The organism is Pseudomonas sp. NPDC089401 (assembly GCF_044749485.1).
In the GTDB taxonomy this organism is placed as follows: Bacteria; Pseudomonadota; Gammaproteobacteria; order Pseudomonadales; family Pseudomonadaceae; genus Aquipseudomonas.
In genome coordinates this window covers 125,512-146,147 of record NZ_JBIVIA010000007.1, presented here as the reverse complement: position 1 = coordinate 146,147, position 20,636 = coordinate 125,512, and the positions used below count along the sequence as shown (strand labels likewise).

General features: G+C 65.6%; 17 protein-coding genes. 14 read left to right on the top strand and 3 right to left on the bottom strand.

What is annotated here, in order from left to right; genetic code table 11:
- Positions 1–117: 117 nt before the first annotated feature.
- The 11 genes from edd (at position 118) to ACIP21_RS17250 (ending at position 13,524) form a co-directional block, all read left to right on the top strand.
- Positions 118–1,944 carry a phosphogluconate dehydratase gene (edd, locus tag ACIP21_RS17300; protein WP_400689815.1) on the top strand — a complete coding sequence of 609 codons (1,827 nt, stop codon included), beginning with the start codon at positions 118–120 and terminating at the stop codon, positions 1,942–1,944.
- A complete protein-coding gene (locus ACIP21_RS17295) occupies positions 1,941–2,900 on the top strand; it encodes a glucokinase (RefSeq protein ID WP_400689812.1) in 960 nt (319 codons plus the stop codon). The genes edd and ACIP21_RS17295 overlap by 4 nt, the downstream gene beginning before the upstream one ends.
- 173 nt (positions 2,901–3,073) lie before the next feature.
- Complete coding sequence (gene gltR, locus ACIP21_RS17290; protein WP_400690229.1) at positions 3,074–3,772, top strand: two-component system response regulator GltR; 699 nt, start codon at positions 3,074–3,076, stop codon at positions 3,770–3,772.
- Positions 3,753–5,207 carry an ATP-binding protein gene (locus tag ACIP21_RS17285; protein ID WP_400689809.1) on the top strand — a complete coding sequence of 485 codons (1,455 nt, stop codon included), beginning with the start codon at positions 3,753–3,755 and terminating at the stop codon, positions 5,205–5,207. The genes gltR and ACIP21_RS17285 overlap by 20 nt, the downstream gene beginning before the upstream one ends.
- Positions 5,208–5,434: 227 nt before the next feature.
- Positions 5,435–6,685, top strand: coding sequence for an AGE family epimerase/isomerase (locus tag ACIP21_RS17280; protein WP_400689806.1), 1,251 nt, complete (start codon positions 5,435–5,437; stop codon positions 6,683–6,685).
- A 112-nt stretch (positions 6,686–6,797) separates the two neighbouring features.
- Entirely contained in the window at positions 6,798–8,084 is a 1,287-nt protein-coding gene (locus ACIP21_RS17275; protein WP_400689803.1) for an ABC transporter substrate-binding protein, read from the top strand.
- A 182-nt stretch (positions 8,085–8,266) separates the two neighbouring features.
- Entirely contained in the window at positions 8,267–9,175 is a 909-nt protein-coding gene (locus ACIP21_RS17270) for a carbohydrate ABC transporter permease (protein WP_400689802.1), read from the top strand.
- Positions 9,168–10,013, top strand: coding sequence for a carbohydrate ABC transporter permease (locus ACIP21_RS17265; RefSeq protein ID WP_400689801.1), 846 nt, complete (start codon positions 9,168–9,170; stop codon positions 10,011–10,013). The genes ACIP21_RS17270 and ACIP21_RS17265 overlap by 8 nt, the downstream gene beginning before the upstream one ends.
- A gap of 3 nt (positions 10,014–10,016) precedes the next feature.
- A complete protein-coding gene (locus ACIP21_RS17260; protein ID WP_400689799.1) occupies positions 10,017–11,168 on the top strand; it encodes an ABC transporter ATP-binding protein in 1,152 nt (383 codons plus the stop codon).
- 41 nt (positions 11,169–11,209) lie between these two features.
- On the top strand, positions 11,210–12,553 hold the full coding sequence (locus ACIP21_RS17255) for a carbohydrate porin (protein ID WP_400689797.1): 1,344 nt from the start codon (positions 11,210–11,212) through the stop codon (positions 12,551–12,553).
- 116 nt (positions 12,554–12,669) lie between these two features.
- The gene (locus ACIP21_RS17250) at positions 12,670–13,524 is read left to right on the top strand and encodes a D-hexose-6-phosphate mutarotase (protein ID WP_400689795.1); all 855 of its coding nucleotides are present in this window, start codon (positions 12,670–12,672) and stop codon (positions 13,522–13,524) included.
- On the opposite strand, the gene hexR is transcribed toward ACIP21_RS17250, so the two are convergent.
- Positions 13,517–14,380, bottom strand: a complete 864-nt coding sequence (gene hexR, locus ACIP21_RS17245) for a DNA-binding transcriptional regulator HexR (RefSeq protein WP_400690227.1) — start codon at positions 14,378–14,380, stop codon at positions 13,517–13,519. The genes ACIP21_RS17250 and hexR overlap by 8 nt on opposite strands.
- Positions 14,381–14,592: 212 nt before the next feature.
- Here hexR and zwf point away from each other — a divergent pair, with 212 nt between their 5' ends.
- Genes zwf through ACIP21_RS17230 form a run of 3 tightly spaced genes read left to right on the top strand, consistent with a single transcriptional unit; the run spans position 14,593 to position 17,460 of the window.
- On the top strand, positions 14,593–16,062 hold the full coding sequence (gene zwf / locus ACIP21_RS17240) for a glucose-6-phosphate dehydrogenase (RefSeq protein WP_400689793.1): 1,470 nt from the start codon (positions 14,593–14,595) through the stop codon (positions 16,060–16,062).
- Positions 16,049–16,762, top strand: coding sequence for a 6-phosphogluconolactonase (pgl, locus tag ACIP21_RS17235; RefSeq protein ID WP_400689790.1), 714 nt, complete (start codon positions 16,049–16,051; stop codon positions 16,760–16,762). Before zwf ends, pgl begins: the two co-directional genes overlap by 14 nt.
- A 17-nt stretch (positions 16,763–16,779) precedes the next feature.
- A complete protein-coding gene (locus ACIP21_RS17230; RefSeq protein WP_400689788.1) occupies positions 16,780–17,460 on the top strand; it encodes a bifunctional 4-hydroxy-2-oxoglutarate aldolase/2-dehydro-3-deoxy-phosphogluconate aldolase in 681 nt (226 codons plus the stop codon).
- A gap of 238 nt (positions 17,461–17,698) precedes the next feature.
- Here the strand turns inward: ACIP21_RS17230 and leuA are convergent, their stop codons facing one another.
- Positions 17,699–19,372, bottom strand: a complete 1,674-nt coding sequence (gene leuA / locus ACIP21_RS17225; RefSeq protein WP_400689785.1) for a 2-isopropylmalate synthase — start codon at positions 19,370–19,372, stop codon at positions 17,699–17,701.
- Between the two features lie 433 nt (positions 19,373–19,805).
- Positions 19,806–20,633, bottom strand: coding sequence for a peptidoglycan DD-metalloendopeptidase family protein (locus ACIP21_RS17220; protein ID WP_400689783.1), 828 nt, complete (start codon positions 20,631–20,633; stop codon positions 19,806–19,808).
- Positions 20,634–20,636 lie beyond the last annotated feature (3 nt).

The window sequence follows — 20,636 nt, the reverse complement described above, 5'->3', positions numbered from 1 at the left end:
GTTGGGCGCAGTGCCTCCCCGGTTGCCACGGGCTCCTTTACCTTGAGCCTAGGCCGCAATCGTTTGGAGGGGAAATGCCCGGTAAACCGCCCTTACAATTAGCCTGGAGTCCAGTACATGCATCCGCGCATCCTTGAGGTCACCCAACGGCTGATCGAACGCAGCCGTGCCACCCGCGAGCGCTACCTGCGGCTGATCCGCGGCGCGGCCAGCGACGGCCCCATGCGCGCCAGCCTGCAGTGCGCCAACTTCGCCCACGGCGTGGCAGGGTGCGGCAGCGAGGACAAGCAGGCCCTGCGCCTGATGAACGCGGCCAACGTGGCCATCGTCTCGGCCTACAACGACATGCTCTCGGCGCACCAGCCGTACCTGCACTTCCCCGAGCAGATCAAGCAGGCCCTGCGCGAAGTCGGCTCGGTCGGCCAGTTCGCCGGTGGCGTGCCGGCCATGTGCGACGGCGTGACCCAGGGCGAGCCGGGCATGGAACTGGCCATCGCCAGCCGCGAAGTGATCGCCATGTCCACTGCCGTGGCGCTGTCGCACAACATGTTCGACGCCGCGCTGATGCTCGGTATCTGCGACAAGATCGTCCCCGGCCTGATGATGGGGGCGCTGCGCTTCGGCCACCTGCCGACCATTTTCGTCCCGGGCGGGCCGATGGCTTCCGGCATCTCCAACAAGCAGAAGGCCGATGTGCGCCAGCGCTATGCCGAAGGCAAGGCCAGCCGCGAGGAGCTGCTGGAGTCGGAGATGAAGTCCTACCACAGCCCCGGCACCTGCACCTTCTACGGCACCGCCAACACCAACCAGCTGGTGATGGAGGTGATGGGCCTGCACCTGCCGGGCGCCTCGTTCGTCAACCCCTACACACCGCTGCGCGACGCGCTCACCGCCGAGGCGGCGCAGCAGGTCACGCGCATGACCAAGGCCAGCGGCAGCTTCATGCCGCTGGGCGAGATCGTCGACGAGAAGGCGCTGGTCAACTCGATCGTCGCCCTGCACGCCACCGGCGGCTCGACCAACCACACCCTGCACATCCCGGCGATCGCCCAGGCGGCAGGCATCCAGCTGACCTGGCAGGACATGGCCGACCTCTCCGAAGTGGTGCCGACCCTGTCCCACGTCTACCCCAACGGCAAGGCCGACATCAACCACTTCCAGGCGGCCGGCGGCATGGCGTTCCTGATCCGCGAGCTGCTCGACGCCGGGCTGCTGCACGAGGACGTCAACACCGTGGCCGGCCATGGCCTGCGCCGCTACACCCAGGAGCCGTTCCTCGACAACGGCAAGCTGGTCTGGCGCGAAGGCCCGCAGCAGAGCCTCGACGAAAGCATCCTGCGCCCGGTGGCGCGGCCGTTCTCGGCCGAGGGCGGGTTGCGGGTGATGGAAGGCAACCTCGGCCGTGGCGTGATGAAGGTCTCCGCCGTGGCGGTCGAACACCAGGTGGTCGAGGCGCCGGCGCGGGTGTTCCATGACCAGCAGTCGCTGGCCGATGCGTTCAAGGCCGGCGAGCTGGAGCGTGACTTCGTCGCCGTGGTGCGCTTCCAGGGCCCGCGTTGCAACGGCATGCCCGAGCTGCACAAGCTGACGCCGTTCCTTGGCGTGCTGCAGGACCGCGGCTACAAGGTCGCGCTGGTTACCGACGGGCGCATGTCCGGTGCCTCGGGCAAGATCCCGGCGGCCATTCACGTCTGCCCGGAAGCCTATGACGGTGGTCCGCTGGCACGGGTGCGAGATGGTGATATCGTGCGCGTCGATGGCGTCGAAGGCACGCTGCGGGTGATGGTCTCGGCCGAGGAACTGGCCAGCCGTGACCTGCCCGCCGCGCCCCAGGGCAACGACCTGGGCTGCGGGCGCGAGCTGTTCGGCTTCATGCGCATGGCGTTCAGCCCCGCCGAACAGGGGGCGAGCGCCTTTACTTCGGGACTGGAGAACCTCAAATGAAGGACCTGCTGGTTGGCGACATCGGTGGCACCAATGCCCGTTTTGCGTTGTGGCGTGACAACCAGCTGTACCAGGTGAAGGTGTTCGCCACGGCGGACTACACCAGCCCGGAACAGGCCATCGAGGCCTACCTGCACGGCCACGGCATCGCCCGTGGCGGCCTGGCGGCGGTGTGCCTGGCGGTGGCCGGGCCGGTCGATGGCGACGAATTCCGCTTCACCAACAACCACTGGCGGCTCAGCCACAAGGCTTTTTGCCAGACCTTGCAGGTCGAGCGGCTGTTGCTGATCAACGACTTCTCCGCCCAGGCCCTGGGCATGACCCGTCTGCAACCGGGTGAATACCGTGAGGTCTGCGCCGGCAAGGCGGACCCGGCGCGGCCGGCGCTGGTGATCGGCCCAGGCACGGGCCTGGGCGTCGGCAGCCTGCTGCGCCTGGGCGAGCAGCACTGGCAGGCGCTGCCGGGCGAGGGCGGGCATGTCGACCTGCCGGTGGGCAATGCCCGCGAGGCAGCGATCCAGCAACAGTTGCACGGGCAGATCGGCCACGTCAGCGCCGAGACCGTGCTCAGCGGCGGTGGCCTGGTGCGGTTGTACCAGGCCATCTGTGCGCTGGACGGCGACATACCGCGACATACTTCCCCGGCGCAGATCACCGATGCGGCGCTGGGCGGCGAGCCACGGGCGCTGGCGGTGATCGAGCAGTTCTGCCGCTTCCTCGGCAGGGTAGCCGGTAACAATGTCCTGACGCTCGGCGCGCGCGGCGGGGTTTATATTGTCGGCGGCGTGATCCCGCGCTTTGCCGAGCTGTTCCTGCGCAGCGGCTTTGCCCAGAGTTTCGCCGACAAGGGCTGCATGAGCGGCTACTTCGCTGGCGTGCCGGTGTGGCTGGTGACGGCGGAATTCTCTGGACTGTTGGGCGCGGGGGTGGCATTACAGCAAACGCTGGATCACTGAAATCATGAATGGGGCCGCTTTGCGGCCCTTTCGCGACACAGAATGCTTCCCCTGTAGGAGCGGCCTTGTGTCGCGAAAGGGCTGCGCAGCAGCCCCATCGGCAAAGCAGGCGAAGAAGACCTGTGACAAAAAGAGGGCGGGACACCTTGAGCACTGCCGGCAAGACGATCCTGATGGTCGACGACGACCAGGAAATCCGTGAACTGCTGCAAACCTACCTGAGCCGCGCCGGCCTGCAGGTGCATGCCGAAGCCGATGGCCAGGGCTTTCGCCGGGCCCTGGAAACCACCCCCTGCGACCTGGTGATCCTCGACGTCATGCTGCCCGACGAAGACGGCTTCAGCCTGTGCCGCTGGGTGCGCCAGCATCCGCGCCAGGCGCGGGTGCCGATCATCATGCTGACCGCCAGCTCCGACGAGGCCGACCGGGTCATCGGCCTGGAGCTGGGCGCCGACGACTACCTCGGCAAGCCGTTCAGCCCGCGTGAACTGCAAGCGCGCATCAAGGCCCTGTTGCGCCGCGCCGAATTCGGCCAGGCCGCGCCGGCCAGCGCCGTGCTGGCCTTCGACGACTGGCGCCTGGACACGGTCAGCCACCGCCTGTTCCATCGTGATGGCGAAGAGGTCATCCTTTCCGGCGCCGACTTCGCCCTGCTCAAGCTGTTTCTCGACAACCCGCAGCAGATCCTCGACCGCGACACCATCGGCAACGCCACCCGTGGCCGCGAGCCGATGCCCCTGGACCGCATCGTCGACATGGCGGTCAGCCGCCTGCGCCAGCGCCTGCGCGACACCGACAAGCCGCCGCGGCTGATCCGCACCGTGCGTGGCAGTGGCTACCTGCTGGCTGCCCATGTCTGCCGTGCTTCCTGAGCGGCGCTGGCGGCTGCTGCCGCGCTCGTTGCTGGGGCGCATGCTGCTGCTGACCTTGCTGGTGGTGCTGTTGGCCCAGGGGCTGTCGAGCCTGATCTGGGTGGCCCAGCTGCGCGCCAGCCAGTTGCAGGGCCTGAGGGCCAGTGCCGGCAGCCTGGCCCACTCCATGAGTGCCAGTGTCAGCTACTTCCGTTCGTTGCCGGTGGCCTACCGGCCGATGGTCCTCGACCAGTTGCGCAGCATGGGCGGTACGCGTTTCTTCGTGTCGCTCAACGTCAAGCCGCTGGACATGCCGGTGTTGCCGATCACGCCACGCAAGCAGGCGGTGATCGACGTTTTCCAGCAGGTACTGCACGAGCGCCTGGGGGCGCAGATGGAGATTTCCGTCGAGTTCGTCAGCCCCGATGACCTGCGCATCTTCAACAGCGGACTCAAGCTGGACGAACTGCCGCGCTCCTGGGCGCACTATTCGCTGACCCTGGAGCCGCTCAACCCGCCCGTGCTGGTGACGCAGATCCGCCTGGGCGAAGGCGAGTGGCTGTACATCGCCTCGTTGCTGCCCGAGCCCTACACCAGCCTCGAGGCCGAACGCCTGCCACGCCAGCAGATCGGCTTCATCGTCATGACCACCGCCTTGCTGCTGCTGTTCATCGGCTTGCTGGTGCACTGGCAGAGCTGGCCGCTCAAGCGCCTGGCGCGCGCTGCCCGCGAGATGTCGCTGGGGGCCGACGTGGCGCCGGTGGCCGAGGGCGGCGGCAGCGAAGTGGTCGAGGTCGGGCGGGCGTTCAACAGCATGCGCGAGCGCATCAGCCGTTACCTGACCGAGCGTTCGCAGTTGTTCAGCGCCATCTCCCACGACCTGCGCACACCGATCACCCGCCTGCGCCTGCGCGTGGAGCTGCTGGAGGACGAGCGCATGCAGGCCAAGTTCAGCCAGGACCTGGATGAGCTGGAACTGCTGGTCAAAGGTGCCCTGCAGTGCGTGAAGGACACCGATATCCACGAGAACATCGAGGCGATCGACCTCAACCAGGTGCTGGAGATGCTGGCCGAGCCCTATCTGGGGGATGGCCGCATCACCCTCGAGGGGCAGGCCCGGGCACCTTATCCGGGCAAGCCGCTGGCGCTGCGACGCTGTATCGGCAACTTGATCGACAACGCCATCAAGTATGGCGAGCGGGCGCGTTTGCGGATCATCGACAATGCCGAGGCGTTCGTCCTGCAGGTCGATGACCAGGGGCCAGGTGTGCCGCAGCAGCAGCTGGAGCAGGTGTTCGAGCCGCATTTCCGGCTGGCCGGCAAGCAACAGGGGTATGGGCTCGGGCTGGGGATTGCGCGCAATATCGCCCATAGCCATGGCGGCGAGGTCAGCCTGCTGAACCTGCGCGAGGGCGGATTGCGGGTGACGCTGTATCTGCCACGGGGTATGGATTGAGTTTCTCTGCCGCCTGTACCGGCCCTTTCGCGGGCAAGCCCGCTCCCACAGGATTTGCCCCTGCCTTGAACATTGCGCGATCCCTGTGGGAGCGGGCTGCCCGCGAAAGGGCCGGTACAGGCCATAGAAATGTCACGGTGCAGTGACATAACAGCAGGCGTTCGTGACATCCCGGCCAGGACGGCTGGCTACTATTCGCAAAAGACTGGCAAGGAACCAGCTGGCCCATGGACAACCTCGATCTCCCCTCCGGCAGTTGGCTCGACGCCCCGCTGCACAACGCCTGGCTTCAGGCCGAAGGCCTGCGCCTGCTGGCCTTCGCCAAGGCCTCTGCGCTGCCCGACGGCTTCGGCGCCCTGGACGCGCGGGGCCGTCTGCCTGACGGGGCAAGTGCCGAAACCCTGCACACCACGCGCATGACCCACAGCTTCGCACTGGCCCATCTGCAGGGTGTGCCGGGCTGCCTGCCGCTGGTCGAGCACGGCATCAATGCCCTGCGCGGGCCGCTGCAGGACGCCCGTGACGGTGGCTGGTTCGCCCGGCCCCGTGGGCTCGGCGACAACAGCAAGGCGGCCTACCTGCATGCCTTCGTCGCCCTGGCCGCCAGTTCCGCCGTGGTGGCCGGCGCGGTCGGCGCACAGGGCTTGCTGGTGGACGCCATTCGCGTCATCGAGGCGCGTTTCTGGAGCGAGGAGCAGGGCGCCTTGCGCGAATCGTTCTCCAGTGACTGGCAGCAGGCCGAGGCTTACCGCGGCGCCAATAGCAACATGCACGCCACCGAAGCGTTCCTCGCCCTGGCCGATGTCACCGGCGACACGCTGTGGCTCGACCGTGCGCTGCGCATCGCCCTGCGCATCGTCCAGCACCATGCCGCCGCCAACGACTATCGGGTGGTCGAGCATTTCGACGGGCACTGGCAGCCCTTGCCGCACTACAACCGCGACAACCCCGCCGACCATTTCCGGCCCTACGGCACCACGCCCGGGCATGCCTTCGAATGGGCGCGGCTGCTCCTGCACCTGGAGGCAGCGCGCCTGCAGGCCGGGCTGCACACGCCGCCATGGTTGCTGGAGTGCGCCCGGGGGTTGTTCGACAGCGCCTGCCGCGATGCCTGGCATGTCGATGGCGGCAAGGGCATCGTCTACACGCTGGACTGGGACAACCAGCCGGTGGTGCGCGAACGCCTGCACTGGGTGCATGCCGAGGCCTGTGCCAGCGCCGCGGCCTTGCTGCGACGTACCGGTGAGGCGCAGTACGAGCGCTGGTACCGCACCTTCTGGGACTTCATCGACCGCCATTTCATCGACTGCGAGGCCGGCAGCTGGCACCACGAACTCGACCCTGAGAACCGGCCGGCCGCGACCATCTGGCCTGGCAAGCCCGACCTTTATCACGCCTACCAGGCCGTGCTGCTGCCCGGGCTGCCGCTGGCCCCGAGCCTGGCCACCGCCCTGGCGGGCTATGTAACCAAACGCTGACATTCGCGCATCGCTTCGTTACCTGACGCGGCGGGCGCGCTGATTAGACTCCATGTCATGCAAGCGACCGACTTGCCAGGCATAACAACAAGAAACGAGAAAGGTACATTCGATGAACTCCACGCTCCGTCTCGCTGCCGCGATCTCCCTCGCTTCGCTCCTCCCGCTCAGTGCCTCCGCCGCCGATTCCAAAGGCAGCGTCGAAGTGGTGCACTGGTGGACGTCTGGCGGCGAAAAAGCTGCCGTCGATGTGCTCAAGGCCCAGGTCGAGAAAGATGGCTTCACCTGGAAGGACGGTGCCGTCGCCGGTGGCGGTGGCGCCACCGCCATGACCGTGCTCAAGAGCCGCGCGGTGGCCGGCAACCCGCCAGGTGTGGCCCAGATCAAGGGCCCGGACATCCAGGACTGGGCTGCCACCGGCCTGCTCGACACCGAAGTGCTGAAGGATGTCGCCAAGCAGGAAAAGTGGGACAGCCTGCTCGACAGGAAGGTCGCCGACACCGTCAAGTACGAAGGCGACTATGTGGCCGTGCCGGTGAACATCCACCGCATCAACTGGCTGTGGATCAACCCCGAGGTGTTCAAGGCGGCCGGCATCGACAAACCGCCGGTCACCCTCGACGAGTTCTACGCCGCCGCCGACAAGCTCAAGGCCAAAGGCTTCATCCCGCTCGCCCACGGTGGCCAGCCGTGGCAGGACAGCACCGTGTTCGAAAGCGTGGTGCTGGCGGTGATGGGCGCCGATGGCTACAAGAAGGCCATGGTCGACCTGGACGACAAGGCGCTGACTGGCCCCGAGATGGTCAAGGCGCTCACCGAGCTGAAGAAGGTCGCCACCTACATGGACCCTGACGGCAAGGGCCAGGACTGGAACCTGGAAGCCGCCAAGGTCATCAACGGCAAGGCCGGCATGCAGATCATGGGCGACTGGGCCAAGAGCGAGTGGACCCTGGCGAAGAAAGTCGCCGGCAAGGACTACCAGTGCGTGCCGTTCCCGGGTACCGACAAGGCCTTCCTCTACAACATCGACTCGCTGGTGGTGTTCAAGCAGAAGGACGCCGGCACTGCGGCGGGGCAGCAGGACATCGCCCGCAAGGTGCTGGGCCAGGACTTCCAGAAGGTCTTCAGCACCAACAAGGGTTCGATCCCGGTGCGCAACGACATGCTCGCCGACATGGGCAAGTACGGCTTCGACGCCTGCGCCCAGACCTCGGCCAAGGACTTCCTGGCCGACGCCAAGACCGGCGGCCTGCAGCCGAGCATGGCGCACAACATGGCCACCACCCTGGCCGTGCAGGGCGCGTTCTTCGATGTGGTGACCAACTACATCAACGACCCCAAGGCCGACCCGGCCGATGCGGCGAAGAAGCTGGCGGCGGCGATCAAGGCGGCCAAGTAAAGGCTGATACGGTCCCGGCTGTAGGAGCGGCCTTGTGTCGCGAAAGGGCTGCATGGCAGCCCCAGGGACTTCAAGCCACCGCCTGCCTGACAGGCCGGATGCTCCGGTTTTGGGGCTGCTGCGCAGCCCTTTCGCGACACAAGGCCGCTCCTACAGGATGCGGCAGTGCGATTAGGTGACCCATGACAACAGTAACCGCCCAACTGCGGGCCTCCCCCCTGGACGCGCTACAGCGCTGGCTGCCGAAACTGGTGCTGGCGCCGAGCATGTTCATCGTCCTGGTGGGCTTCTACGGCTACATCCTGTGGACCTTCGTCCTCTCCTTCACCACCTCGACCTTCCTGCCGACCTACAAGTGGGCGGGCTTGGCACAATACGCCCGGCTGTTCGACAACGACCGCTGGTGGGTGGCGAGCAAGAACCTGGCGGTGTTCGGTGGCCTGTTCATCGCCATCAGCCTGGCCATCGGCGTGCTGCTGGCAGTGCTGCTGGACCAGCGCATCCGCCGCGAGGGTTTCATCCGCACCATCTACCTTTACCCGATGGCGCTGTCGATGATCGTCACCGGCACCGCCTGGAAGTGGCTGCTCAACCCCGGCATGGGCCTGGACAAGCTGCTGCGCGACTGGGGCTGGGAGGGCTTTCGCCTGGACTGGCTGATCGACCCTGACCGGGTGGTGTACTGCCTGGTGATCGCCGCCGTGTGGCAGGCCTCGGGTTTCATCATGGCGATGTTCCTCGCCGGCCTGCGCGGCGTCGACCAATCGATCATCCGCGCCGCGCAGATCGACGGCGCCAGCCTGCCGCGCATCTACTGGACCGTGGTGCTGCCGAGCCTGCGCCCGGTGTTCTTCAGTGCGCTGATGATCCTCTCGCACATCGCCATCAAGAGCTTCGACCTGGTGGCGGCGATGACCGCCGGCGGCCCGGGCTATTCCTCCGACCTGCCGGCGATGTTCATGTATTCGTTCACCTTCAGCCGCGGCCAGATGGGCATGGGCTCGGCCAGTGCGATCCTGATGCTCGGGGCGATCCTGGCGATCCTGGTGCCGTACCTGTACTCGGAACTGCGGAGCAAGCGCCATGCATAGCCCATTGGACAAACCGGCGCTGAGCCCCAGCCGCATCGCCATCCACGCGGTGCTGCTGGCCGCGGTGCTGCTGTACCTGGTACCACTGGTGGTGATGCTGCTGACCAGCTTCAAGTCGCCGGAAGACATCAGCACCGGCAACCTGCTCAGCTGGCCGGCGGTGTTCACCGGCATCGGCTGGGTCAAGGCCTGGGGCACGGTCAGCGGCTACTTCTGGAACTCGATCATGATCACCGTGCCGGCGGTGCTGATTTCCACCGCCATCGGCGCGCTGAACGGCTATGTGCTGTCGATGTGGCGCTTCCGTGGCTCGCAGCTGTTCTTCGGCCTGCTGCTGTTCGGCTGCTTCCTGCCGTTCCAGACCGTGCTGCTGCCGGCCTCGTTCACCCTCGGCAAGCTCGGCCTGGCCAGCACCACCACCGGCCTGGTGCTGGTGCACGTGGTCTACGGGCTGGCCTTTACCACGCTGTTCTTCCGCAACTTCTACGTGAGCATCCCCGATGCACTGGTCAAGGCCGCGCGCCTGGACGGCGCCGGGTTCTTCACCATCTTCCGCCGCATCATCCTGCCGATGTCGACGCCGATCATCATGGTCTGCCTGATCTGGCAGTTCACCCAGATCTGGAACGACTTCCTGTTCGGGGTGGTGTTCTCCAGCGGCGACTCGCAACCGATCACCGTGGCCCTTAACAACCTGGTCAACACCAGCACCGGGGCCAAGGAATACAACGTCGACATGGCGGCGGCGATGATCGCCGGCCTGCCAACCCTGCTGGTCTACGTGGTGGCAGGCAAGTATTTCGTCCGCGGGCTCACGGCCGGCGCGGTCAAGGGGTAAAACATGGCAACGCTCGAACTTCGCAATGTGAACAAGACCTACGGCAGCGGCCTGCCGGACACCCTCAAGGACATCCAGCTGTCGATCAAGGACGGCGAGTTCCTGATCCTGGTCGGCCCCTCGGGCTGCGGCAAGTCGACCCTGATGAACTGCATCGCCGGGCTCGAGAACATCACCGGCGGCGCGATCCTCATCGACGACCAGGATGTCAGCGGCATGAGCCCCAAGGACCGTGACATCGCCATGGTGTTCCAGTCGTATGCGCTGTACCCGACCATGAGCGTGCGCGAGAACATCGAGTTCGGCCTGAAGATCCGCAAGATGCCCCAGGTGGCCATCGACGAAGAAGTGGCGCGAGTGGCCAAGCTGCTGCAGATCGAACACCTGCTGGCGCGCAAGCCGGCACAGCTCTCCGGCGGCCAGCAGCAGCGCGTGGCCATGGGCCGGGCGCTGGCGCGGCGGCCGAAGATCTACCTGTTCGACGAGCCGCTGTCCAACCTCGACGCCAAGCTGCGGGTCGAGATGCGTACCGAAATGAAGCTGATGCACCAGCGCCTGAAGACCACCACCGTGTACGTCACCCACGACCAGATCGAGGCCATGACCCTGGGTGACAAGGTGGCGGTGATGAAGGACGGCATCATCCAGCAATTCGGCACCCCCCAGCAGATCTACAACGACCCGGCCAACCAGTTCGTCGCCAGCTTCATCGGTTCGCCGCCGATGAACTTCATTGCCGCGCGCCTGGCCCACCAGGACGGGCGCCTGGTGGCGCTGCTCGACAGCGGCCAGGCGCGCTGCGAGCTGCCGCTGGGGCCGGCCAGCGAAGGGCTGGAGGGGCGCGAGATCATGCTCGGCATCCGCCCCGAGCAGATCGCCCTGGGCGAGGGCAATGGCCTGCCGGGGATCCGTGCCGAAGTGCAGGTGACCGAGCCCACCGGGCCGGACCTGCTGGTGTTCGTCACCCTCAACCAGACCAAGGTCTGCTGCCGCCTGGCCCCGGATGTGGCCTGCCGCGTCGGCGATAGCCTGAACCTGCAGTTCGACCCGGCGCGCGTCCTGCTGTTCGACGCTGACAGCGGCGAGCGCCTGCACCTGAATCCGCACAGTAGCACCGCCGTAAAGGACAACGTGGCTCACTTCAAGGGCCGCTGAATCGTCTACACCATCAATAAGAAAAAAGAGGACGCAAAGGGATGGAACAGCGCAATCGCATCAGGACGTTGGGTTCACTGGCCCTGCTGGCCGTGGTCGGCAGCAGTGGCGCGCAAGCTGCCGAGGCATTTTCCAGCGAATCGAAATGGATGACCGGTGACTGGGGCGGCGCCCGCACCGAGCTGCTCGACAAGGGCTATGACTTCACCCTCGACTACGTCGGCGAGGTGGCCGGCAACCTGCACGGCGGCTACAACGACGACAAGACCGCACGCTACAGCGACCAGTTCGCCCTCGGCGCGCACCTGGACCTGCAGAAGATCTTCGGCTGGCACGATGCCGAGTTCAAGCTGGCGATCACCGAGCGCAGCGGCCGTAATCTGTCCAACGACCGCATCAGCGACCCGCGCGCCGGGCAGTTCAGCTCGGTGCAGGAAGTCTGGGGCCGTGGCCAGACCTGGCGGCTGACGCAGATGTGGGTCAAGCAGAAGTACTTCGACGGCGCCCTGGACATCAAGGTCGGCCGTTTCGGTGAAGGCGAGGACTTCAACAGCTTCCCCTGCGACTTCCAGAACCTGGCGTTCTGCGGTTCCCAGGTGGGCAACTGGGTCGGCGGCATCTGGTACAACTGGCCGGTCAGCCAGTGGGCGCTGCGGGTCAAGTACAACATCACGCCAGAATTCTTCGTGCAGGTCGGCGCCTACGAGCAGAACCCGTCGAACCTCGAGACCGGCAACGGCTTCAAGCTCAGCGGCAGTGGCACCAAGGGCGCGATCCTGCCGGTGGAAATGGTCTGGTCGCCGAAGGTCAACGGCCTGCCGGGCGAGTACCGCCTGGGCTACTACTACAGCACGGCCAAGGCCGATGACGTGTATGACGACATCAACGGCAATCCCCAGGCCCTGACCGGCGAGGCGTTCAAGTCCCATTCCAGCAAGCATGGCTGGTGGGTGGTGGCCCAGCAGCAAATCACCGCCCAGGGCGGCGACGTCAACCGCGGCCTGAGCCTGTTCGCCAACTTCACCGTGCACGACAAGGCCACCAACGTGGTCGACAACTACCAGCAGATCGGCCTGGTCTACAAGGGCGCCTTCGACGCGCGGCCCAAGGACGACATCGGCTTTGGCGTGGCGCGCATTCATGTGAATGACGACGTGAAGAAACGCGCCGAACTGCTCAATGCCCAGAGCGGCATCGACGATTACGACAACCCAGGCTTCGTGCCGCTGCAGCGCACCGAGTACAACGCCGAGCTCTACTACGGTTTCCACGTCACCAACTGGCTGACCGTACGGCCCAACCTGCAGTACATCAAGAGTCCGGGCGGCGTCGATGACGTGGACAACGCGCTGGTCGCAGGCTTGAAGATTCAGTCGTCTTTCTAAGCACATTTGTTGTAAATTTACGCCAATCCAAATCGGCTCCCGGCACCCACTGGCTTGCAGTGGTTGTCGGGAACAGGCCGAGACAGCGCTATCTCAAACAACAAGAGCTTGGAACCATGCCCGAACATCCGCTACATCGCTTCTTTTCCTCGCAGCGGCCCCGGCCGACATTCGAGTGGGAGCGTTACCAGCAGCGCGATGTGCTGATCATCGATCATCCCCGTTGCCAGGCGGTGTTCAGCCGCCAGGGCGCCCAGTTGCTGCACTTCCAGCCGGCTGGCGAACGGCCCTGGCTGTGGTGCGCCGAGCAGTGGCCGCAAGTTGGCGCGATCCGTGGTGGCGTGCCGGTGTGCTGGCCCTGGTACGGCCGCCACCCCAGCGAGGACCTGTGGCCGGCCCACGGCTGGGCGCGGCTATTGGACTGGAAGCTGGTGGACAGCCGCGAGGACGAGGAGGGCGTGACCTTGAAGTGGCGCCTGGACCTGTGCGACTGGCAGGTCGACCTGCACGCGCGCCTGGGCAGCCGCATGGAACTGAGCCTGAGCACCGAGCACCAGGACAGCGAACCGTGCCAGCTGAGCCATGCGCTGCTGGCCTACTGGCGGATCAGCGACGTGTCCGAGATAGCGCTGTCCGGGCTCGAGGATATCGAAGGCTACGATCGCCTCAGTCGCCAGGCTTGTCGGCAAGAGGGCGCGCTGAAGCTCAAGGGTGGCTGCCAGAAGGTCTACCCGGGTACACCGCGGGTGCAGCTGCAGGACCCGGCCTGGCAGCGCGAACTGTGCATCGACACCGGCGATAGCGACGACACCGTGGTCTGGCACCCCGGCAACCGGCCATTGATGGGTGTGAGCGGCCGTGAAAGCCAGGGCTTCGTCTGCGTCGAGGCGGCCAGCGGCAGTGGCGAGGGCCTGAGCCTGGCGCCGGGGCAGCGCGCGCACCTGCGCTTGCAGGCGCACCGGCTCAGTTGAGTTCGTCGTCCTCGATCGGATAGCGGCTGGCGTTGAGGCTTTCCTTGATCTTGCGCAGGTGCGGCTGGAAGTCGACGCCGCGGCGCAGGGTCATGCCCGTGGCCAGCACGTCGAGCACGGTCAGCTGGATGATTCGCGAGGTCATCGGCATGTAGATGTCGGTATCCTCCGGCAGCGGGATGTTCAGGCTCAGGCTGCAGGCCTGGGCCAGGGGCGAGCCGGCTGCGGTCAGGCCGAGCACCGAGGCGCCGTTCTCCCGGGCTACGCGCGCCACTTCGACCAGTTCGCGGGTGCGCCCGGTATAGGAAATGATCACGAACAGGTCGCCGGTGTGCGCCACCGAGGCCAGCATGCGCTGCATCAGCACGTCGGCATGGGCCGACACTGCCAGGTTGAAGCGGAAGAACTTGTGCTGGGCATCGAGGGCCACCGGGGCCGAGGCGCCGAGGCCGAAGAAGTGGATCTGCCGGGCCTGGATCATCATGTCCACGGCGCGGCTGACCTGCTGCGGGTCGAGTTGCTGGCAGGCGCTGTCGAGCGAGGCGATGGCGCTGCCGAAGATTTTCTGGGTGTAGGCCGCCGGGTCGTCGTCGGCCTCCACCGCGCGGCTCACGTAGGCGGCGCCGCTGGCCAGGCTCTGCGCCAGCTGCAGCTTGAGCTCGGGGTAGCCGCTGACGCCGAACGAGCGGCAGAAGCGGTTGACGGTCGGCTCGCTGACCTTGGCCGCCTGGGCCAGCGCGGCGATGCTGAAGCGGGTGGCTTGTTGCGGGTTGAGCAGGATGACTTCGGCGACTTTGCGTTCGGCCTTGTTCAGCTCGTCGAGGCGGCCCTGGATCTGTTCCAGGAGGTTGCGCACGCGGTCCATGGGTGTAGTCCTTGGGTCGGGAAGACAGCCGGCTGTGGAAGCAGCAGGCTTTTTGCACGGTGGTCTATCGTACTGTCGGCGTGATTGACGCACCACTTGTCTGTAATGCTTATGTGCAATGTTGTGGTTTTTACTACATTATCCCTTGAAAACCGTGTGTGAAAGCGGTATTCCTAGGCCAACTTTGGGAAAGAACCAACATCATGGCTGCGATCAGTGTCGAACCTTGCACCTTTGCCCTGTTTGGCGCCCTGGGCGACCTGGCATTGCGCAAGCTGTTTCCCGCGCTCTACCAGCTCGACCGTGCCAACCTCCTGCACCCGGACACGCGCCTGCTGGCGCTGGCCCGTGAGGCCGGCAGCGCACAGGATCACCTGAATACCATCGAGGCGCACCTGCGCCGGCACGTGCCCGACGCTGACATCGAGCCCGCCGCCCTGGGCCGCTTCCTCGCGCGGCTGAGCTACCAGCACCTGGATTTCCTCCAGCCCGAGGGCTATCACGCCCTGGCCGAGCTGTCGCCGGGCGAGCAGCCGTTGATCGCCTACTTCGCCACGGCGGCGGCGGTCTATGGCGCGATCTGCGAGAACCTCGACAAGGCCGGCCTGGCGCCGCGCACCCGGGTGGTACTGGAAAAGCCCATCGGCCATGACCTTGAGTCATCGCGCCGGGTCAACGATGCCGTGGCGCGGTTCTTCCCGGAAAACCGCGTCTACCGAATCGACCACTACCTGGGCAAGGAGACGGTGCAGAACCTGATCGCCCTGCGCTTTGCCAACAGCCTGTTCGAAACCCAGTGGAACCAGAACTCCATCTCCCACGTGGAAATCACCGTGGCCGAGAAGGTCGGCATCGAAGGCCGCTGGGGCTACTTCGACAAGGCCGGGCAACTGCGCGACATGATCCAGAACCACCTGTTGCAGTTGCTGTGCCTGATCGCCATGGACCCACCCAGCGACTTGTCGGCCGACAGCATCCGCGACGAGAAGGTCAAGGTGCTCAAGGCACTGGCACCGATCACTGGCGAGGGCTTGAGCACCAGCGTGGTGCGGGGCCAGTACATCGCCGGCTACAGCGACGGCAAGCCGGTGCCGGGTTACCTGGAGGAAGACAACGCCAACGCCCAGAGCGACACCGAAACCTTCGTCGCCCTGCGCGCCGACATCCGCAACTGGCGCTGGTCGGGCGTGCCGTTCTACCTGCGCACCGGCAAGCGCATGCCGCAGAAGCTGTCGCAGATCGTCATCCACTTCAAGGAAACGCCGCACTACATCTTCGCCCCGGAGCAGCGCCTGCAGATCGGCAACAAGCTGATCATCCGCCTGCAGCCGGACGAAGGCATTTCCTTGCGCGTGATGACCAAGGAGCAGGGGCTGGACAAGGGCATGCAACTGCGCAGTGGCCCGTTGCAGCTGAATTTTTCCGACACCTGGCGCAGCGCGCGGATTCCGGATGCCTACGAGCGGCTGCTGCTCGAAGTGATGCGCGGCAACCAGAACCTGTTCGTGCGCAAGGACGAGATCGAATACGCCTGGAAGTGGTGCGACCAGTTGATCGCCGGCTGGCGCAACGCCGGAGACGCCCCCAAGCCCTACGCGGCCGGTTCCTGGGGGCCGATGAGCTCGATTGCATTGATCACACGTGATGGGAGGGCCTGGTATGGCGATATCTGAACTGCAACTGCCGGCGGCCGTGAAGGCGCATTCGCTGGCCGATGGCCAGGCACTGGCCGCGACCCTGGCGCATGACGTGGCCGAGCGCTTGCGCGCGGCCATCGCCGCCAAAGGCCAGGCCTGCGTGGTGCTGTCCGGTGGGCGCAGCCCGGTGCCGTTCCTCGAGAAGCTGGCGGCCGAAGCGCTGGACTGGTCGAAAGTGACCGTCAGCCTGGCCGACGAGCGCTGGGTACCGGTGGAGCATGCCGACAGCAACGCCGGCCTGCTGGCCCGTCACCTGCTCAAGGGTCCGGCGGCCAAGGCCCGCTTCATCGGACTTTATCAGCAGGCCGAGAACCTCGAGGCCGCCGCAGCCCATGCCGACCAGGTGCTGGCTGACCTGCCGGCAATCGATGTGCTGGTGCTGGGCATGGGCGACGATGGCCATACCGCCTCGCTGTTCCCGGGCAGCCCGAACCTCGGCGAAGGCCTGGACCTGGCCGGCAAGCGCCGCTGCCTGCCAATGCTGGCGCCAAGCGTGCCGCACCAGCGCCTGACGTTGACCCGCCCGCTGCTGGCCGGCGCCGCCTTTATCGCCCTGGCCGTGCAAGGCCCGGGCAAACTCGCCAGCCTGCGCGCCGCGCTGGCGGGCAACGACCTTTCGGAAATGCCGATTCGCGCCTTTCTTCACGCCCCCCTGGACATCTACTGGTGCCCATGAGCCAAGGATCCACTGTCATGACCACCCTTGAACGCCCACAGCCAAAGCTCTCGATGGCCGAGAAGGCCGCCCGGATCGACGCCATCTGCGACAAGGCGCGCATCCTGCCGGTAATCACCATCGCCCGTGAGGAAGATATCCTGCCGCTGGCCGATGCCCTGGCCGCCGGTGGCATCCGCACCCTGGAAGTGACCTTGCGCTCGCAGCACGGCCTGAAGGCCATCCAGGTCCTGCGCGAGCAGCGCCCGGAGCTGTGCGTGGGCGCCGGTACCGTGCTCGACCGCGGCATGTTCGCGGCAGTCGAGGCCGCCGGCGCGCAGTTCGTCGTCACCCCGGGCATCACCCAGGACATTCTCGAGGCGGGCGTGGACAGCGAGATCCCGCTGCTGCCAGGCATCAGCACGCCGTCGGAGATCATGATGGGCTACGGACTGGGTTATCGCCGCTTCAAGCTGTTCCCGGCGGAAATCAGCGGTGGCGTGGCGGCGATCAAGGCCTTTGCCGGCCCGTTCGGCGATATCCGCTTCTGCCCGACCGGCGGGGTCAACCCGGCCAATGTGCGCAATTACATGGCGCTGCCCAACGTGATGTGCGTGGGCGGTACCTGGATGCTCGACAGCAGCTGGATCAAGAACGGTGACTGGGCGCGGATCGAAGCGTGCAGTGCCGAGGCGATGGCGTTGCTGGACGCCAACTGAATTTGTTGTGTGCTTTACGGCTTGTGGGGGCGCTTGGTCGGCGCCCCTTTTTTTTGCCTGATGTTCTTGTGTGGCCTGTGCTGGCCTCTTCGCGGGTGAACCCGCTCCCACAGGTACTGCACAGCTTTCGAATGCTGTGAGGTCCTTGTGGGAGCGGGTTCACCCGCGAAGAGGCCAGCACAGGCCAACAAAAAAGCCCGCATCGAACGATGCGGGCTTTCTTCTAATGCCGGACTGCTCAGGCCGCCTTGGCTTCCTGCTGGCTCAGCGAGCGGTTCAGCGCGCTGAACAGGGCCTTGAAGCTGGCGGTGGTGATGTTCTCGTCGATACCCACGCCATGCACCGGACGGCCGCCGGCCACGCGCAGTTCGATGTAGGCCGCCGCCTTGGCGTTGGTGCCGGCACCGATGGCGTGCTCGTTGTAGTCCATGATTTCCACGGCTACCGGCAGGCCTGCGACCAGTGCTTCCAGGGCACCGTTGCCCTTGCCGCGCCAGTGCAGGGTGGTTTCGCCTTCGCCGGCGACTTCCACTTCCACGGCGCTGTTGCCGTTTTCTTCCTGCAGGCGGTGGCTGACCAGCGCGTACGGGGCGTTGGCCTGGAGGTATTCCTTGTGCAGCAGGGTGTAGATCTGCTGGGCGGTCATTTCCAGGCCGAGGCGGTCGGTTTCACCCTGTACCACCTGGCTGAACTCGATCTGCATGCGGCGTGGCAGGCTGATGCCGTATTCCTGCTCGAGCAGGTAGGTGATGCCGCCCTTGCCCGACTGGCTGTTGACGCGGATCACCGCCTCGTAGCTGCGGCCGATGTCGGCCGGGTCGATCGGCAGGTACGGTACTTCCCACAGCTCGCCTTCCTGCTGCTTGGCGAAGCCTTTGCGGATGGCGTCCTGGTGCGAGCCGGAGAACGCGGTGTGGACCAGGTCGCCGACATACGGGTGGCGCGGATGCACCGGCAACTGGTTGCACTCTTCGACTACCTTGCGTACGCCGTCGATGTCGGAGAAGTCCAGCAGCGGGTCGATGCCCTGGGTGTAGAGGTTCAGCGCCAGGGTCACCAGGTCGACGTTGCCGGTACGCTCGCCGTTGCCGAACAGGCAGCCTTCGGCGCGGTCGGCGCCGGCCATCAGGCCCAGCTCGGTGGCGGCAATACCGGTGCCGCGGTCGTTGTGGCAGTGCAGGCTGATGATCACGCTGTCACGGCGGCTGACATTGCGGCAGAACCACTCGATCTGGTCGGCGTAGATGTTCGGCGTGGACACTTCCACGGTGGCCGGCAGGTTGAGGATCACCTTGTGCTCAGGGGTCGGGTTCCACACCTCGATGACCGCGTCGCAGACTTCCTTGGCGAAGTCCATCTCGGTGGCGCTGAAGGTTTCCGGCGAGTACTGGAAGGTCCACTGGGTTTCCGGCTGCTGGGCGGCATACTTGACGAACAGCTTGGCCGCGTTCACCGCGATGTCCTTCACGCCTTGCTTGTCCTGGTTGAAGACGATGCGGCGGAACGACGGGCTGGTGGCGTTGTACAGGTGGACGATGGCCTTCTTCGCCCCGCGCAGCGACTCGAAGGTACGGGCGATCAGGTCTTCACGGGCCTGGGTGAGCACCTGGATGGTGGTGTCGTCCGGGATGTGGCCGTCTTCGATCAGGGTGCGCACGAAGTCGAAGTCGGTCTGCGAGGCCGAGGGGAACGAGGCTTCGATTTCCTTCACGCCCACCTGCACCAGGGTCTTCCAGAAGCGCAGCTTCTTCTCCGAGTCCATCGGCTCGATCAGCGACTGGTTGCCATCACGCAGGTCCGAACTGCACCAGATCGGCGCTTCGGTGATGGTCTTCGACGGCCAGGTACGGTCCGGCAGGTCGATGGTCGGGAAGGCGCGGTACTTCTTCGATGGGTCTTTGAGCATGGACATGGAAGCAATCCTTTTGTGTGCGGCCGAGATCGGGCCTGCCGAGCGATAACGAAATGAAGAGGCGAGGCGACGCGAATCAGCCTGGTAGTCGGGCGCTGACCAGGCAGAGGCTGCGATGTTGTCGGAGCAGGATGAGGGTGCTGAAGGTTTTCATGCTTTCAACCCTAACCAGTGGGTTGAGGGATGGCAAGCGTTGGAAAAAAATTGAGAGGAATGCTTAAAAAAAGTGGGATGGCGAGATTTTATCGCTGATTTTTGTTTTGGGGTTTTGAATTGTTGCGCGGTATTTTTCGATGGCGCAACACAGGGGAAGCGGTGTTTCCATGTGCCGGCCTCTTCGCGGGTAAACCCGCTCCCATAGGAAAAACACAGCCATTGAAGCCGGTGAAGTACCTGTGGGAGCGGGTTCACCCGCGAAGCAGGCGACGCGGTCTCAGGGCTGGAATGCGCCAATGAAGATCGCCGGGTCCACCCGTGCATCGTTCAGGCTGACATTCCAGTGCATGTGCGGCCCGGTGGCCCGTCCGGTCGAGCCCACGCGCCCGACCACGTCGCCGCGACGCAGCTGCTGGCCCACCTGCACGTCGATCTTCGACATGTGGCAGAACATGCTGATGAAGCCCTGTCCATGGTCGACGAACACCGTGCGGCCATTGAAGAAGTAGTCGCCGAGCAGAATCACCTTGCCGTTGGCCGGGGTCTTGATCGGCGTGCCGGCGGGCACGGCGAAGTCCAGCCCGGCATGGGGGTTGCGCTCTTCGCCATTGAAGAAGCGACGCACGCCGAACTTGCTCGACAGCGGCCCGTTTACCGGCTTGTCCAGTACCAGGTTGCTCGGCAGGCCGGGGCTGAAGCTGCGGTAGGCCTTGATCTGCTCGGCCAGCTCGCGGTCGATGCGCTTGAGGTCGGCGGGGTTCGGGTTGACCTGGCGGGTGTTCTTCAGGGTGATGTGCTGTTCGGGGTACTTCTTGCTGCCGACCGTGAAGGGCAGGTTGCGACCGCCCTGGGTCAGCATCGCGCTGCCGGGCTTCTGGGTCAGTGGGATGCCGACGATGGCCAGCCAGTTGTCCTGCTCCTTGACCACCAGCACCGGCTTGCCGTCGAAGCGTGCGCTTGGCGCTGCGGCCGAGGGCCCCAGGTCGACCACGGCGACGCCGCCGGGCACCGGTTTGTTCAGCGTACGGGTGATGTAGCTGGCCTGGGCGCCGCCGGCCAGCAGCATCAGGGAAAGGGCGAGCAGGGGCGCGAACAGGCGGGGCATGTG

Bases quoted from the DNA above. Each gene is read 5' to 3' on its own strand.
- edd (WP_400689815.1), top strand. From the start codon at position 118: ATGCATCCGCGCATCCTTGAGGTCACCCAACGGCTGATCGAACGCAGC.
- ACIP21_RS17295 (WP_400689812.1), top strand. From the start codon at position 1,941: ATGAAGGACCTGCTGGTTGGCGACATCGGTGGCACCAATGCCCGTTTT.
- gltR (WP_400690229.1), top strand. From the start codon at position 3,074: ATGGTCGACGACGACCAGGAAATCCGTGAACTGCTGCAAACCTACCTG.
- ACIP21_RS17285 (WP_400689809.1), top strand. From the start codon at position 3,753: ATGTCTGCCGTGCTTCCTGAGCGGCGCTGGCGGCTGCTGCCGCGCTCG.
- ACIP21_RS17280 (WP_400689806.1), top strand. From the start codon at position 5,435: ATGGACAACCTCGATCTCCCCTCCGGCAGTTGGCTCGACGCCCCGCTG.
- ACIP21_RS17275 (WP_400689803.1), top strand. From the start codon at position 6,798: ATGAACTCCACGCTCCGTCTCGCTGCCGCGATCTCCCTCGCTTCGCTC.
- ACIP21_RS17270 (WP_400689802.1), top strand. From the start codon at position 8,267: ATGACAACAGTAACCGCCCAACTGCGGGCCTCCCCCCTGGACGCGCTA.
- ACIP21_RS17265 (WP_400689801.1), top strand. From the start codon at position 9,168: ATGCATAGCCCATTGGACAAACCGGCGCTGAGCCCCAGCCGCATCGCC.
- ACIP21_RS17260 (WP_400689799.1), top strand. From the start codon at position 10,017: ATGGCAACGCTCGAACTTCGCAATGTGAACAAGACCTACGGCAGCGGC.
- ACIP21_RS17255 (WP_400689797.1), top strand. From the start codon at position 11,210: ATGGAACAGCGCAATCGCATCAGGACGTTGGGTTCACTGGCCCTGCTG.
- ACIP21_RS17250 (WP_400689795.1), top strand. From the start codon at position 12,670: ATGCCCGAACATCCGCTACATCGCTTCTTTTCCTCGCAGCGGCCCCGG.
- zwf (WP_400689793.1), top strand. From the start codon at position 14,593: ATGGCTGCGATCAGTGTCGAACCTTGCACCTTTGCCCTGTTTGGCGCC.
- pgl (WP_400689790.1), top strand. From the start codon at position 16,049: ATGGCGATATCTGAACTGCAACTGCCGGCGGCCGTGAAGGCGCATTCG.
- ACIP21_RS17230 (WP_400689788.1), top strand. From the start codon at position 16,780: ATGACCACCCTTGAACGCCCACAGCCAAAGCTCTCGATGGCCGAGAAG.
- leuA (WP_400689785.1), bottom strand. From the start codon at position 19,372: ATGTCCATGCTCAAAGACCCATCGAAGAAGTACCGCGCCTTCCCGACC.
- ACIP21_RS17220 (WP_400689783.1), bottom strand. From the start codon at position 20,633: ATGCCCCGCCTGTTCGCGCCCCTGCTCGCCCTTTCCCTGATGCTGCTG.